13 protein-coding genes are annotated in these 15536 nt (G+C 71.9%); all 13 read right to left on the reverse strand.

Translation table 11 applies throughout. From position 1 onward, the window contains the following. Nucleotides 1–7: 7 nt before the first annotated feature. Nucleotides 8–919, reverse strand: coding sequence for an HpcH/HpaI aldolase/citrate lyase family protein (locus ACOOHC_RS12810; RefSeq protein WP_420450797.1), 912 nt, complete (start codon nucleotides 917–919; stop codon nucleotides 8–10). A gap of 91 nt (nucleotides 920–1010) precedes the next feature. Then, nucleotides 1011–2075 carry an HpcH/HpaI aldolase/citrate lyase family protein gene (locus tag ACOOHC_RS12815; protein WP_420450798.1) on the reverse strand — a complete coding sequence of 355 codons (1065 nt, stop codon included), beginning with the start codon at nucleotides 2073–2075 and terminating at the stop codon, nucleotides 1011–1013. Nucleotides 2076–2151: 76 nt separating this feature from the next. Beyond that, entirely contained in the window at nucleotides 2152–2970 is an 819-nt protein-coding gene (locus ACOOHC_RS12820; RefSeq protein ID WP_420450799.1) for an A/G-specific adenine glycosylase, read from the reverse strand. A gap of 70 nt (nucleotides 2971–3040) precedes the next feature. Further along, nucleotides 3041–3556 (reverse strand): MaoC family dehydratase, encoded by a 516-nt coding sequence (locus ACOOHC_RS12825; RefSeq protein ID WP_420450800.1) that lies wholly within the window; start codon nucleotides 3554–3556, stop codon nucleotides 3041–3043. A 93-nt stretch (nucleotides 3557–3649) separates the two neighbouring features. Continuing rightward, the gene (locus ACOOHC_RS12830; RefSeq protein WP_420450801.1) at nucleotides 3650–4951 is read right to left on the reverse strand and encodes a lysylphosphatidylglycerol synthase transmembrane domain-containing protein; all 1302 of its coding nucleotides are present in this window, start codon (nucleotides 4949–4951) and stop codon (nucleotides 3650–3652) included. 22 nt (nucleotides 4952–4973) lie between these two features. Continuing rightward, on the reverse strand, nucleotides 4974–5969 hold the full coding sequence (locus ACOOHC_RS12835; RefSeq protein ID WP_420450802.1) for a serine hydrolase domain-containing protein: 996 nt from the start codon (nucleotides 5967–5969) through the stop codon (nucleotides 4974–4976). Between the two features lie 77 nt (nucleotides 5970–6046). Beyond that, entirely contained in the window at nucleotides 6047–7198 is a 1152-nt protein-coding gene (locus ACOOHC_RS12840; RefSeq protein ID WP_420450803.1) for an ArsA family ATPase, read from the reverse strand. Continuing rightward, on the reverse strand, nucleotides 7195–8196 hold the full coding sequence (locus tag ACOOHC_RS12845; protein ID WP_420450804.1) for an ArsA family ATPase: 1002 nt from the start codon (nucleotides 8194–8196) through the stop codon (nucleotides 7195–7197). Before ACOOHC_RS12845 ends, ACOOHC_RS12840 begins: the two co-directional genes overlap by 4 nt. Nucleotides 8197–8399: 203 nt before the next feature. After that, entirely contained in the window at nucleotides 8400–9359 is a 960-nt protein-coding gene (locus ACOOHC_RS12850) for a ribonucleotide-diphosphate reductase subunit beta (RefSeq protein WP_420453798.1), read from the reverse strand. Nucleotides 9360–9502: 143 nt separating this feature from the next. After that, complete coding sequence (locus ACOOHC_RS12855; RefSeq protein WP_420450805.1) at nucleotides 9503–12064, reverse strand: ribonucleoside-diphosphate reductase subunit alpha; 2562 nt, start codon at nucleotides 12062–12064, stop codon at nucleotides 9503–9505. Between the two features lie 259 nt (nucleotides 12065–12323). After that, nucleotides 12324–12800, reverse strand: a complete 477-nt coding sequence (locus tag ACOOHC_RS12860) for a hypothetical protein (protein WP_420450806.1) — start codon at nucleotides 12798–12800, stop codon at nucleotides 12324–12326. A gap of 218 nt (nucleotides 12801–13018) precedes the next feature. Then, the gene (locus tag ACOOHC_RS12865) at nucleotides 13019–14860 is read right to left on the reverse strand and encodes an alpha/beta hydrolase (RefSeq protein ID WP_420450807.1); all 1842 of its coding nucleotides are present in this window, start codon (nucleotides 14858–14860) and stop codon (nucleotides 13019–13021) included. An 83-nt stretch (nucleotides 14861–14943) separates the two neighbouring features. After that, the gene (locus tag ACOOHC_RS12870) at nucleotides 14944–15534 is read right to left on the reverse strand and encodes a TIGR00730 family Rossman fold protein (protein ID WP_420450808.1); all 591 of its coding nucleotides are present in this window, start codon (nucleotides 15532–15534) and stop codon (nucleotides 14944–14946) included. Between the last annotated feature and the right edge of the window lie 2 nt (nucleotides 15535–15536).

Genomic DNA, 15536 nt, shown 5'->3' on the forward strand with positions numbered 1-15536 from the left:
GGGCGGTTCAGTTCGGTGACGACTCGGCGTCGGCGGCGAGCGCCTCGATCGCGGAGGACACCGCCAGGGTCCGACGTGCGTTGTCGACGTGGAGGTTCTCGATCATCCGGCCGTCGACGGTGACGACGCCCCGCCCGTCGGCCACGGCCTCGTCGAACGCCGCGATGACGCGGCGGGCGTGCTCGACGTCGTCGGGCGACGGGGCCCACGTCTCGTTGGCCGGGCCCACCTGGGAGGGGTGGATCAGCGTCTTGCCGTCGAAGCCCATCTCCATCCCCTGCCGGCACTCGGCGGCGAAGCCCTCGGCGTCGCGCACGTCGTTGTAGACCCCGTCGAGGATCGCGATCCCCGCCTCGCGCGCGGCGAGCAGCGCCGTCGCGAGGTGCGGCACCAACGGGTGACGGTCCGCGACCAGCGGCGCACGCAGCTCCTTGGCCAGGTCGTTGGTCCCCATCACCAGCACCGAGACCCGCGGGTGCGAAGCGATCGAGCGCACGTCGAGCACGGCGCGCGGGGTCTCGATCATCGCCCAGATCCCCACCTCCGCCGGGGCTCCGGCAGCGTCGAGGATCGAGGAGACCTCGGCGAGCTGGGTCACCGAGTCGACCTTCGGGATCACCACCGCGGAGGGGGACGCGGCTCCGGCCGCCGCGATGTCGTCGCTCCCCCAGCCCGTGTCGAGCCCGTTGCAGCGGATCGTGAGCTCGCGAGCGCCGTACTCGCCGGAGCGCACGGCGGCGACGGCCCGCGAGCGGGCGTCCACCTTGGCATCGGGTGCGACGGCGTCCTCCAGGTCGAAGATCACCGCGTCGGCGGGGATCGTCTTCGCCTTGTCGAGAGCGCGCTCGTTGGCGGCCGGCATGTACAGCACGGAGCGGCGCGGTCGCAGGTCGTCGGTGGTGGGGTTCGTGTCGGTCATTCGGTCGGTCCCTCTCGTCACTCGGGTCGTCACGATCGCAGATGGGGTCTCGCAGACGGGGTCTGACCCCCACCTCCATCGCGACGGGTGGTCAGAAGCCGTAGGCCTCGGCCAGGTCGGGATCGCGCTCGGCCAGCTGGCGGGCGAGGGCGACGACCACGTGGCACTGCTTGACCGAGGCGTCGTCCTCCATCTTGCCGTCGATCATCAGCGCCCCCGTCCCGTCGCCCATCTCGTCGATCACCCGCTGCGCGTGGGCGACCTCGGCGGGGTCGGGGCTGAACACCTTCTTCGCGACGTCGATCTGCACCGGGTGCAGGCTCCACGCCCCGACGCAGCCGAGCAGGTAGGCGTTGCGGAACTGGTCCTCGCAGGCGACGGTGTCGCGGATGTCGCCGAACGGGCCGTAGAACGGGAGGATCCCGTTCATCACGCAGGCGTCGACCATGCGGGCGATCGTGTAGTGCCAGAGGTCCTGCTGGTGGACCGCGCGGTCGGCCGCGATGTCGGAGGCACCGTCGTCGCCGGACGGCGGATCCTCGCGCACCAGGTACCCCGGGTGACCGCCTCCGACGCGCGTCGTCTTCATCCGGCGGTTCGCGGCCAGGTCGGCGGGGCCGAGCGACAGCCCCTGCATGCGGGGCGAGGCGGCGCAGATCTCCTCGACGTTGGCCATCCCCCGGGCGGTCTCGAGGATCGCGTGGACGAGGAGCGGGTCGGCCAAGCCGGCCTTCGCCTCGAGCTGGGCGAGCAGGCGGTCGACGTAGTGGATGTCTTCGGGTCCCTCGACCTTGGGGATCATCACCACGTCGAGGGCGTCCCCGCACTCGAGCACGGCGGCGTGGAGGTCGTCGAGGCCCCACGGGGAGTCGAGGCTGTTCACCCGCGTCCAGAACTGGGTGGCGCCGAAGTCGACCGAGCTCGCCACCTCGACCATCCCCGAGCGTGCCGCCTCCTTGTCGTCGGCCGGGACGCCGTCCTCGAGGTTGGCGAGCAGGATGTCGACGGTCGGTGCGATGTCGGGCACCTTCGAGCGCATCTTCTCGTTCGAGGGCGGGAAGAAGTGGATCATCCGACTCGGCGGGAAGGGGATCTCGCGCACCGGATCTGGGGCTCCGACGGCGAGCGGGCGGAAGAAGTCGCGTGCTGGGCGCATCGACGCCGACGCTAGGCCAGCGACGGGACGCGCTCGCAATCCGTGCCCCGACCGACGGCCGACGTCGCCGCCGTCGTCACGGGAGCCGGATCATCCGCCCGTCGGCCGTCACGAGCCCGTCGCGCACGAGTCCGTCCACGATGCGCCCGTCGAACTCGTCGGCGTCGCGTGGGCGGTCGGCGAGCGCCCGCATCACCTCTCCGCGTCGCTGGCGGTCGCTCCCCGCGAAGCGCGCCTGGGTCGTGCTCACCCCCGCGGAGCCGGATGCGGGATCCGGATCGGGGTGACCGGCGACGTTCCACGCGCACCGGGTGGCGAGCGGGCAGTCACCGCACCTCGGTCGCGGCCGGCACAGCAGGGCGCCGAGGTCCATCACGACCTGGTTCCAGATCCACCCCCGCCCCGGAGGCACGAGCGCGTCCGCCTGCGCCTGGGCGTGCTTCGGCGTCAACCGCTCCCCCGACGTGCGCGCCAGGATGCGGGCGATGTTGGTGTCGACGACGCCCACGTCACGCTCGAAGGCGAAGGCGAGCACCGCCCGGGCCGTGTACGGCCCGATCCCCGGGAGCGCCAGGAGCGCGCCCAGGTCGTCGGGGAGGCTCCCGCCGTGCTCGGCGCCGACGATGCCGGCGGTGGTGTGCAGGTCGCGGGCGCGACGCGGGTAGCCGAGCCCCTGCCAGAGCCGCAGGACGTCGCCGAGCGGGACGGCCGCGCAGTCGGCCGGGCTCGGGAAGGCGCGCACGAAACCGTGCCACCGCTCGACCACGCGCTCGGCGCGCGTCTGCTGGAGCATCACCTCGGAGACCAGGATGCGCCACGGGTCGCGATCACCGCGCCACGGCAGGTCGCGCATCCGAGGAGCGCCCCACGCCAGCACGGCGTCGGGATCGATCATCGCCTCCTCGCTCCGACCCGGAGCGATCTCGGGGCTCCGGCGCCGTCGCGCACCGCCCGCGCGGTCCGCGTCAGTCCGCCCAGACGTCCGTCCCGTCGTAGGGCCGGGTCCGCCCGGGGGCCGAGTCGCGCTTCCAGATCAGCACCTTGCGCTTGAAGTAGCAGACCTCCTCGCCGTCCTGGTTGAAGCCCTTCGTCTCGACGGTGACGATCCCGCGATCGGGCTTGGAGCGCGATTCCTTCACCTCGAGCACTCTGGTCTCGGCGTGGATCGTGTCGCCGTGGAACGTCGGGGACTTGTGCTGCAGGGTCTCGACCTCGAGGTTCGCGATCGCGGCGCCGGAGACGTCGGGCACGCTCATCCCCAGCACCAGCGAGTACACGAGGTTGCCGACGACCACGTTGCGGCCCTGCACCGACTCGCCGGCGAACCAGTCGTTGGTGTGCAACGGGTGGTGGTTCATGGTGATCATGCAGAACAGGTGATCGTCGTACTCGGTGATCGTCTTGCCGGGCCAGTGCCGCAGCACGTCGCCGGGGGTGAAGTCCTCGAGGTGGCGGCCGAACGGGCGCTCGTGTGTGGTCATCGCGACGACGGTACCGATCGGCGCGAACGGCGGCCAACACCGTCGCGCCGCGACGGCGGCGGTGCCGCACGGGCGCGGGTCCGCCCGGCGCCCTCAGCTCCTGCGGGTCGAGGGCTCCTCGTCGATCGGGGTGCCGTCGGCCACCGCGTCCGCGAGCTCGGCGTCGATGTCGACCGGTGTGGGCACGGTCGGCTCGCGCCGACCGAAGCGCAGCGCGAAGTCGATCTTCGACTCGCCGCGCGCGGCTTCGGTGCGTGCCAGCTCGCGCAGGCGCGCGAGGCGGTCGCGCTTCTCGATCTTCCACGGGCCGAGCCGGAGGCTCGCGTAGGCGGCGGCCCCGATCAGGATCGGGAAGAAGAACTGCGCCAGACGGTAGGAGGCGGTGCCGAGACGGGCGTTCGACTCCGACAGGCCGAAGCCGACCAGGGTCGAGAAGTACGCGAGGTCGACGTAGCCGAGGCCACCCGGGGTGATCGGGATCGCGGCGAGCAGGTTGGCGAGACCGAACGACACGATCAGCGCGTCGATGTCGAGGCTCCCCCCGAACGCCCGCAGGAAGACCCACAGCGACGCCGCGTCGACCAACCAGTTGACCAGCGCGAACATCACCACCCGCTTGAGCAGCTGGCGGTCGCTCACCAGGTCCTCGAGCCGCACCCCGATCTGCTTGATCGCGGCCGCGAGCTTGTCGGGATCGTTGCGCAGCTTGATCGCGATCCAGCGGGCGATGCGCTCGGAGCGCTTCTGGCCCTCCATGATCCCGATCACCAGGAAGGCCGCGATCCCGATGACGATGATGCCCACCAGCGCGGCCCCGCCGTAGTACGGGTTGACCCCGCGCCGCGGGATCGAGACCACGAGCCCGATCCAGAAGATCAGGTTGAGCACGACGGCCGACCCGATCCCCGCGGTCGCCAGGGCGAACCCCGCGTCGGGGCCCTTGATCCCCGACAGCGTCAGCAGGCGGTAGCCGAGCGCGGATCCCGCCGCGTTCCCACCCGGCACGACGTTGGTCAGCGCCTTCGTGCTGAGCTGGATCCGGAACATGCGCATCGTCGACAGCGGACGGGCCGCCTCGCCGAGCGCCGCCCGGGTGAGCAGCGAGTAGAAGAAGAGCGCGAGCAGCTGCAACCCGAAGCCGAGCGCGATGAGGAAGGGGTTGATGCGACGCAACCGGTCCGCCGCATCGGTGAACTCGGGGAGCAGACCGATCGCGAAGTACACCACCAGGGCCACCACGGCGATGCGGATGCCGAAGCGGACCGGTCGGATGCGCGGCTTGAGCCCGCTGGCCGAGCTCAGCGGACGGGCGAGGGCGGGGAGCTCGCCGGTGCGCAGCACCTCGCGCTCCATCTCGTAGGTCTCGTCGTCGTCGCCGGCGTCGATGTCGCTCACGGCCGACCCTCGTCCCCCGCGCTCACAGCACCTCGGCGATCCGCGTCAGGAACGTCCGCAGTCCCGGCTGGTGGGCGATGTCGGTCACCCCGAGGTGCACCACCACCAGGTCGCGATCGGGGAGCACCAGGGTGTACTGGCCCTGGTAGCCGTGGCACGCGAACGAGCCGGGGAACCCGGGCCAGCTCCAGAAGTGACGGCCGTGGTCGAAGCCGGAGTCGTCGTCGTGCGCGGTGGGGGTCCGTCCGTGCTCGGCCCATCCCTCCGGCAGGATCCGCTCGCCGCGCCCGGCGAGGGTCACGCCGTCGTGGAGGTAGAGCTCGCCGAAGCGCGCGAAGTCGTCGGCGGTCGCGTAGACGAACGACGACCCGACGAAGTCGCCGGCGTCGTCGTACTTCGCGGTGGCGCTCGACATCCCGACCGGGCCGAACAGCCGTCGGCGCAGGACGTCGTCGACGGCGGCGCGCCGCTCGTCGGGGTCGGTCGATCCGCCGCTGAGCACGTCGCCGACGATCCGGCAGACGATGTTGGTCGTGCCCGAGGAGTAGCTGAACCGCTCGCCCGGCGGGTGCTCGAGATCGAGCATCGCGGCGTAGTGACCGAAGCTCGGGTCGGTGCCGCCGAAGAGCATCTCGATGCAGTGCGACGCATCGCCGTCGACGTAGTCCTCCACGAAGCGCAACCCCGAGCGCATCTCGAGCAGGTGCTGGAGCGTGATGGCCTCCTTCGGCGTCCCCGCCCACTCCGGGACCGGGGCCGGGGCCGCCACCTCGATCAGACCGTCGCCCACGAGGATCCCGACGAGGGCGTGGGTGATCGACTTGGCCATGCTCCACGAGACGAGCGTCGTCTCGGCGGTCACGTCGGACCGGCCGCCGGGCGCGCCGGCGGGAGCCGTCGCGTAGCGCTGCTCGACGACCTCGCCGCCGCGCCGGGCCACGAAGGCGAGCGACACCCCGTGCTCGTCGGGCCGCGAGAACATCTCGTCGAGCGCAGCGGTCGCGATCGACGTGGCCATGGCACGCGAGGCTAGGCCGAGCCGCCACGGCGCGCTCGCACCCTCGCCGTGCGCACGCCGCGTTCGCCGCGGTCCGGTCAGCTCGACCCGGGCGGGTCGGCGCGCTCGACGAGGCGACTCGCGAGCCCGACGAGGCCCTCGACGTCGTGGACGTCGACGTCGAGCAGCGGGAGCTCCACGACCGGGGCGTCGGCCGCCAGCGCCTCGAGCGCCTCGATCTCACGCCGTTCCGCGAGGGCCAGCGTCGACAGCTCGCGGTGCCACGCGAGGTGGTCGAGCAGGGGACCGTCGTCGAGGTCGGCGAGCAGACCCTCGTCGTCGTCGGACAGCGCGACCGGCAGCGGGTGGATGAGGTTGACCACCAGCCCGCCGAGCGGGAAGCCCTTCTCGCCGACCGCGTCGAGGAGGTGCCCGGCCTCGCCGACCGCCTCGGCGCGCGGGCTCGACACCACCACGAAGGCGGTGCTGTCGGCGCGCAGCAGCTTCGACACCTCCTTCGCTCGGCGACGGAGCCCACCCTCGATGTTCGCGAGCGAACGGAAGAACTCGACCGTGTCCTCGACGATCTGCGGTCCGGCGAGGCGCTTCACCGCCCACAGGAACATCGACGACGCCGCATCGGTCACCTTCGCGAAGGTCCGCTGGCCGACCGTGAGCGCACGGTAGATCGGGTGCCCGAGGAAGCCGACCAGGCGGTCGGGCGCCTCGAGCAGGTCGATCGCGTGGCGCGAGGGCGGGGTGTCGACGATCACCAGATCCCACTCACCGCTCACGTGGAGCTCGTGGAGGCGCTCGATCGCCATGTACTCCTGGGCCCCCGACAAGGACCCGGAGATCGCCTGGTAGACGGGGTTGTTCAGCACCGCCTCGGCCTGGGCGCGGTTCGCCGACTGGCTGCGCACGAGGCGATCGAACGTCTTCTCGGCGTCGAGCATCAGCGCCCACAGCTCGCCGTCGGTGGAGCGTCGCGTCACCTCGGGCACCTGGTGGGGCTGGTCGGCGGCGGCGCCCTGCGCGAGACCGAGCGCGTCGGCGAGACGTCGTGCGGGGTCCACGGTGACGACGACGGTGCGCCGCCCCGCGCGCGCAGCGGCCACCCCGAGGGCCGCGGCGGTGGTCGTCTTGCCCACACCGCCGGGGCCGCAGGTGAGGATCAGGTCGCAGCGCCGCACGACGTCGACCAGCGATCCGTCGCGCTCGCCGCCGTGGCGCTGCTCGACGTCGCTCACCGGGCCGCCGATCCGGCGCCCGTCGTCGCGGCCGCGTCCACCGGACCGGGATCGGCGCGCCCGGTGAGCACCTCGGCCAGCCGGTCCAGGTGATCGGGTCCGATGCGCGGGGTGATCAGGCGCGGGAGCGTGATGATCGGTTCGCGACGGGCGGCGCCGAGGCGCTCGATCTGCTCGCGCTGGCGGACCGTGCGGCTGCGCCCGAACGACGCGGCGGACTCGAGCGCGTCCTTCGCGCTGTCGGTGAGCTTGAGCTTGTGCGACCTCGCCGCCATCGCCGGCGTCTTCTCCACCCCCGGCCGCTCCGGCCAGCACGCGTTGACCACGAGCGGCGCGAGCGAGATCCCGAGATCTCCGCCCAGGTCGTCCGCGAGCTCGATGACCTCGGTGATCGGCGTCTCCTCGGGGAGCGCGACGAGCAGGGCGCGGCAGCGATCCGCGTCCGCGAGCATCTCGGTGACCTCCTGCGCCTGCTCGCGGATCGGACCGGAGCGCACGACGTCGGAGAGCCCCGACGCCGAGCGCAGGAACGGCGCCGCGTGGCCGGCCGGCGGCGCGTCGACCACGATCAGGTCCGCGTCGCGCTCGCGCTCGAGCTCCTTGATCTTGCCGAGCACGAGCAGGTGCTCGAGGCCGGGGGTGGCGGCGGCGATCATCGGCAGCGAGGCCGAGGACGCAGCCCGGCGCAGCAGACCGCCGACCCCGCGCATCTCGAGGTAGTCGCCGAAGGCCTGGTCGGCGACGATGGTGCGGGCCCGGATGCGCCCGCCGGAGCTGGTGCGCGCCGCGGTCTGCTCGCGGTCGGTGATGCGGCGGCCGCCGAGCAGCTCACCCATGCCCGGGCGCCCGTCGACGGCGACGAACAGGACGTCCGCGCCGTCGCGTGCGGCGGCCACGGCGGCGGCCGCGGCGACGGTCGACGAGCCCACCCCGCCCTTGCCGGCCACCACGAGCACGCGCGCGCCCGTCAGCCACGCACCGTCGTTCTCGTCCGTCACGGCCGACACGGTACCGACTGCCCGCGCCCCTCGGCCCGCGCCGTCACGCGGACGTCACCTCGGCCACGGGGTCGGGCGCCGCGCGAGCGCCAGGAGACGACGACGGCGTGGGCGCGGTGGACCGGTGTCGGTGGCCGCTCTCGGGCCCGGGGCCGGGGCGCTGCGCCCCCGCCGTCGGACGGGACCGCCCGTGAGCCGCCGGCTCAGAAGTCCTCGTCGAACGACACGTCGCCCGACACCCCGGTCTGGTAGCTCGACACGGTCCGCTCGAAGAAGTTCGACAGGCCCTGCACGTCCTGGAGCTCCATGAAACCGAACGGGTTGCGCGAGCCGAACTCGCTGTCGTAGCCGAGCAGGTGCAGGCGGGTGTCCGCCACGTACTGGAGGTACTCGCGGGTGTCGCGCAGGCTCATCCCGGGGACGCCCTCACCCAGCACGTCGGCGGCGAACTGGTGCTCGCAGTCGACCGCGTCGCGCAGCATCTCGCGGATGTCGCCCTCCAGGCGATCATCGAACAGCTCGGGCTCCTCGGCGCGCACCGTGTTCACGACCTCGAGCGCGAAGTTCATGTGGCACGACTCGTCGCGGAACACCCAGTTGGTCCCGTCGGCGAGGCCGTTGAGCAGCCCCTTCGAACGCAGGAAGTACACGTACGCGAACGCGGCGAAGAAGAACAGCCCCTCGATGCAGGTCGCGAAGCAGATCAGGTTCATCAGGAACCGGCGGCGCTCGTCGCGGGTGGTGATCGCCTCGAGGTGGTGCACCTCGTCCATCCACCGGAAGCAGAACTCCGCCTTCGCCTTGATCGACGGGATGTTCTCGACCGCGGCGAACGCGGCCTCGCGCTCGGCCATGTCGGGGATGTAGTTGTCGAGCAGGGTGAGGTAGAACTGCACGTGCAGCGCCTCCTCGTAGAGCTGGCGCGAGAGGTACATCCGCGCCTCGGGGGCGTTGATGTGCTGGTACAGGTTGAGCACCAGGTTGTTCGCGACGATCGAGTCCCCGGTGGCGAAGAACGCCACCAGGCGCGAGACCAGGTGCCGCTCGGCGGGCATCAGCTTGCGATCGAGGTCGACCAGGTCGTCGGAGAAGTCGATCTCGTCGACGGTCCAGGTGTTCTTGATCGCGTCCTTGTACATCTCGAAGAAGCGCGGGTAGCGCATCGGCCGCAACGTCAGGTCGAAGCCGGGATCGAGGATGTTGCGCGGTCGGTCCTCGCCGACGGGGGCGACGGTCGCGAGCGACTCGGGCTCGAAGTCGGACCCCGTGCCGGGGCGCTCGGTGGGGATCGGGTCGATCAGTGCCATCAGTCGCAGGCCTCGCAGCTCTCGGGGTTCTCCAACGAGCAGGCGACCGCCTCGTCGTCGGTGAACGTCTTCGTCTCGGGGGCGGGTTCGCCACCGCTGGGGATGGGCGGGGTCGGCGCGCCGTTCGACGTCGTCGACTTGTTGATCTTCGTCGCCGCCCGGCTCCGCAGGTAGTAGGTGGTCTTCAGACCCGACTTCCACGCGTGGAGGTACATCGACGACAACTTGCCGATCGTCGGCGTCTCGATGAACAGGTTGAGCGACTGGCTCTGATCGATGAACGCCCCACGCTCGGCGGCCATGTCGATCAGCTGGCGCTGCGGGATCTCCCAGGCGGTGCGGTACACCTCGCGCAGCTCGGCGGGGATGCGCTCGACGCCCTGCACGGAGCCCTCGGCCTGCTTGATCTCCGAGATCATCGCCTCGTCCCACAGGCCCCGCGCCTGGAGCTCGCGCACCAGGTGGCGGTTGATCTGCATGAACTCGCCCGACAGCGTCTCGCGCTTGAACAGGTTCGACACCTGCGGCTCGATGCACTCGTAGCACCCGGCGATCGAGGCGATCGTGGCGGTCGGGGCGATGGCGACGAGCAGGCTGTTGCGCAGGCCGTGCTCGCGGATCCGCCCGCGCAGGGCTTCCCAGTCGAGCTCGGCCGGCGGGGTCACCGACGACCCGTCCGGGGTGGTCCACAGGTCGAACTGCAGGTCACCGCCCGCCGCTCTCGTTCCGTCGAACGCGCCGTGGGGTCCGTCCCGCTCGGCGAGCTCCGTCGACGCCCACAGGGCGTGGAAGTAGATGTGGGCGCTGATCGTGCGGCTCAGCTCCTTCGCGTCGGGCGAGTCGAACGCGAGGCCCTGCGTGAAGAACACGTCCTGGAGCCCCATCAGGCCGAGGCCGACGGGGCGCCACTTCTCGTTCGAGCGCTGGGCCTCCGGGGTCGGGTAGTAGTTGATGTCGATCACGCGGTCGAGGAACGGCACCACCTGGCGCACGACCCTCCCGAGCCGCTCGAAGTCGAACCCCTGGTCGCCGGGCCCGCCGGCGTAGGCGCCGAGGTTGAGCGAGCCGAGGTTGCACACCGCGGTGTTGTCCTGGTCGGTGACCTCGAGGATCTCGGTGCACAGGTTCGACAGGTGCACCACGCGGGGGCTGCCGTCGGCCTCGGCGGCCCCGGTCTGGTTGCACTTCTCGTTCGAGGCGTCCTTGAACGTCATCCACCCGTTGCCCGTCTGGGCGAGGGTGCGCATCATCCGGCTGTAGAGCTGGCGGGCCGGCACCTGTCGCTCGTAGAGCCCCTCCTCCTCGGCGCGCTGGTACTCGCGGTCGAAGTCGTCGCCGTACAGGTCGGTGAGCTGGGGGACCACCTTCGGGTCGAACAGGCTCCACTGCCAGTCCTTCTCGACGCGCTCCATGAACAGGTCGGGCACCCAGTTGGCGATGTTCAGGTTGTGGGTGCGCCGGGCGTGGTCGCCGGTGTTGTCACGCAGCTCGAGGAAGTCCTCGATGTCGGCGTGCCAGGACTCGAGGTAGACGCAGGCCGCTCCCTTGCGGCGCCCGCCCTGGTTGACCGCGGCCACCGAGGAGTCCAGGGTGCGCAGCCACGGCACGATGCCGTTCGAGAGGCCGTTGGTGCCGGTGATCAGGCTGCCCTTGGAGCGGATCCGGTGCCACGCGACGCCGATGCCTCCGGCGAACTTCGACAGCTTCGCGATGTCGGTGTAGCGCTTGTAGATGCCCTCGAGGCTGTCGGTCGGCGAGTCGAGCAGGTAGCAGCTCGACATCTGGCTGTGGGTGGTGCCGGAGTTGAACAGCGTCGGGCTCGACGGGAGGTAGGCGAGCGACGACATCAGGTCGTAGAAGTCGACGGCGTCGGCCACCTCCCCGCGGTGGTCGCCCTCGGGGGTGCCGGCGACGAGGCCGCAGGCGACGCGCAGGAAGAAGTACTGCGGGGTCTCGATGACGTCGCGCCGCACCGGGTGCCGCAGGAGGTAGCGGTCGTAGACGGTGCGCAGGCCGAAGAACTCGAAGCGGCGGTCGCGGTCGGAGTCGATCGCGGCGTTCAGCTCGGGGGCGTTGGCCTCGACGAAGTCGTGGACCTCGCGCGACACGATCCCCTGCTCGTAGCCGACCTTGACCGACTCGGAGAACCACGGGATGTTCTGGTTCCGGACCTCCTTGTCGACGATCGTCGCGAGCAGTCGCGACGCGAGGCGCGAGTAGTTCGGCTCCTCGACGATCAACCCGGCGGCGGTGCGGATCGAGAGCTCGTCGAGCTCGCGGGTGGTGGCTCCGTCGGCGAGGGCGGAGATCGTGCGCGTCGCGACGCGCATCGGGTCGACCCCGAGCAGCCCCTCCGAGGCCCGGGCGATCGCGTTCACGATCTTGTTCAGGTCGACGGGTTCGACGGCGCCGTTGCGCTTGGTCACCCGCATCCCGGTCGGCCCGGCGTCGGCGACGGAGCCCGATCCGGGCGCCGAGGCGTCGGACAGCGCTCGCGGGGTGGGCGACCCCGCATCGGGTCGTCCGCCGCCCGCTCGGGATCCTGTCTCGGTGATCGTCATGGTCGCTCCATCGCTGTCGTCGGTGTCCGTGTCTGGTGTCGGGGTGTCGTCGGTGCGGGGGTGTCGTCGTGTCGTCGTGCGGCGAGTCGGCCACCACGCCTCGGGCACCACATCTGGTGGTCGGCGGCGTCTTCCACCCCCGTCGACCACAACATCTCGTCGTCGAACGGACACGTAATTACAGCAGCGTCGTTCGCCGCGCGCAAGCGATGCGGGAGGAAATCGCGCGAGCCGCCCCCGCGTCGGGCTCCCGCGTCGCTCAACTCGGCGCTCCCGGGCGGTCGAGCGGATCGGTCGTGCGGGTGCGCCGGCCGCCTCGACGGCGCCCGAGGCCCGAGAGGTCGGCCTCGGTGCGGAGGCGACTCCAGGCCGCCGCCGCCGACATCGCCTCCGCCGCGGCGAACGAGGTGGACCCGTCGGCCTCGACGCGCTCCGCCTCGGCGCGCCAGATCTCGATCACGTGCTCCAGTCGCCCACTGCGAGCGCGCACCGCGTTCTCCCGGAACTCGAGCGTCGTGCGCCACCCGGACCGCTCCAGCTCGCAGCGGTCGATCGACGGGTCGGATCCGTGCTGGCGGCGCCGCGGCCTCGACGGCCCGATGTTCGACGGCCGCCGGCGCGGCGGCCGCCGCCGACCGCCGTCCTCGCCGGGACCGACGGACCCGGGGTCGACCGGCGATCCTCGCTCGGCGGTGTCGTCGGACGGGCGCGTGGTGCGGACGGTCTCGGCGGGCATGACGTCCATGGTCGTCGCTCGTCCCTGTGGGGTGCCAGTGGCTCAACCGTGTGGATTCACGCGGGCGAGGGTGTGGAACACCTTGTGGAAACGTGGTCCGTCCTGTGGACGACGGTGACGTCTCGCTCCGTTGAGCGCTGCGGCGGTCGCGGGGAGCGTTCGCTGCGGCTCGACCTCGCGGCGTCGTGCCAGGTCGGGGGGAGACGCCGACCGCCGGCTCAGGGCTCCTGGAGCCGGCCGAGCAGCTCGGTGCAGCCCGCGACCGCCTCGGCGAACGCCGGATCGGTGGGGTCGAGGTACTCGCCGAGCTCCTCCCCCGCCGGGTCGGCGAGCACGTCGGCCAGCGACACCTCGGGGATGTCCAACCCGTTCTCGCGCAGGCACGCGAACAGCTCGACCACCAGGTCGATCTCGGACTCGCCGCTCGGGACGAAGAAGTCCGCGGTCACGTTGTCCGAGCACGACGCGCCCTCGGCGGGGACCTCGAGGTCGAGGAGGTAGGCGTCGACGACCTCGCCGACGCACTCGATCGATCCGTAGGCCGTGTGACCCTCCGCCTCCACGGTGTACAGCACCCCCGAGTCGAGCACCTGGGCCAGCTCCTCGGACCACTCGTAGGGCGTCGCCGGGTCGCCGGTGCTCCCGACGACCAGGATGGGCGGCGCCCCGGTGGCCGGACCGACGACGATCGGGTCGTCGGGCGCCGGCAGCCCGAGGCAGCCGGTCGACGCCCGCAGCAGATCCCCGAACCACTCCGAGGTGTCGGCCGCCGCATCGGACTCGGCGCGCACCTCGTCGGGTGCCGGACGCTCGGCGTCGTCCGCGCAGTTGATGAACCCGTTCGCGACCTGGGAGTTGTCGTAGGTCCCGTCGAGGCGGCGACCCACGTAGTTGTCGACCAGCACCTGGAACAGCGACCCGTCCGCACCCGTCTCGGCGAGGAGGAGCGCCTGGGCGAGGAACGGCCACGCCTGCTTGCTGTAGAGCGCGGACAGCACCCCGAGGTCGAGCTCCCCCGGCGTCAGCACGCGGTCGGGGTCGTCGGTCGCGAAGCTCCCCTCGGCCGCGATCTCGGATCGCACCGAGTCGAGGACCTCGAGCGTTGGTCCGAGCTCGCTCAGCACGCAGTCGGCGTCGCCGTCGCAGGCCGCGGCGAAGTTCTCCAGCGCTCGGTCGAACCCCTCCGCCTGGCCCGCGCTCAGCTCGGAGAAGTCGTCGGTCGGCTTGACCGCGCCGTCGAGGACCATCGCACGCACCGCTCCCGGGAACAGCTCCGCGTACGCCGCCCCCAGGCGGGTGCCGTAGGAGTAGCCGACGTAGCTCAACCCGTCGTCACCGAGGGCCGCGCGCAGCAGCTCGAGGTCGCGCGCCGCGGCGTTGGTGCCGACCACCTCGGCCAGCTCGAGGGTCTCGGCGGTGCACGACGCCAGCTGCTGCTCGCTCTCCGTCAGCAACCGGTCCCACGCGTCGTCGTCGCCGTCGGGCAGCAGCGTGATCTCGTCGTCGAGATCGACGTCGCAGTCGAGCGAGGTGCTCGACCCGACCCCGCGCGGGTCGAACGAGACGAGGTCGAACGCCGCCGCGACGTCGGCCGACACGACCGCGGTGACCTGCTGCAGGAACTCGATCCCGGAGCCTCCGGGTCCGCCGGGATTGAACACGAGCGACCCGATCCGCGAGTCGTCGTCGGCGGAGTCGACGCGCGCGACGGCGATGTCGATCTGCTCGCCGTCGGGGTCGTCGTGGTCGAACGGCACGCGCAGGGTCGCGCACTCCAGCTCGACGAGCGGGCCCTGCTCCTCGCACGGTGCCCAGTCGAGCGAGCCCTCGCCGGCACCGCCGCTGCCGGCCGGCGTCGAACCCTCGGCGGACGGCGGATCGGACGCCCCGGTCGCGGACGTGTCCGGCGGAGCGCTGCCGCCCGTCGCCCCGCCGGCGACCGTGCCCGCCTCGGCGGTGTCGCGGACCACGTCGGACCGGACCGCCTCGGGGTCCCCCGAGCCCGTGCAGCTCACCAGGAGCGGCGGCACGAGCAGGGCGATCAGCCGGCGGGGGCTCATGCCCCGACGATAACGACGCAGCGTCGGCTCGGGGACGCGGCCGGAGGTGCCGGCAGCGACCCGCCGGGGTCGCGAGGGCGACCTCAACCGGCCGGCCGGGTCGGGGGCGTCACCCACTTGGCCACGTGGGCGTCCCCGGGACGGTCCGCCTCGTCGAGCGCCTCTCCCACCGTGGCGGCGCGGCGCGCGAGGTCCGCGTGCTCGGGCCGCACGAAGCCGGCATCCGCGGCGCTCGCAACGAACTCGAGCAGGGGGGCGTAGAAGCCGCCGACGTCGAGGAACACCACGGGCACGGAGACGATCCCGAGCTGGTTCCAGGTGAGGATCTCGAACGCCTCCTCGTAGGTCCCGAACCCGCCGGGCAGCACGATCACCGCATCGGCCGACTCGGCCATGCGTGCCTTGCGGGCGTGCATCGACGGCTCGACGACCAGCTCGCTCAGCCCGCCGTGCGCCAGCTCGAGGCCGACGAGCTGCTCGGTGATCACACCGGTCACCCGGGCGCCGGCGGCGACGGCCGCGTCCGCCACGGCGCCCATCAGCCCGACGTGTCCCCCGCCGTAGACCAGCTCGTGGCCCCGCCGCCCGATCTCGGTGCCGAGCTCGTCGGCCGCCGCGCGCCACGCCGGGTCGGATCCGGCGCTCGATCCGCAGAACACCACGATCCTCGACACCG

Source organism: Ilumatobacter sp., assembly GCF_965215205.1.
Lineage (GTDB): Bacteria > Actinomycetota > Acidimicrobiia > Acidimicrobiales > Ilumatobacteraceae > Ilumatobacter_A.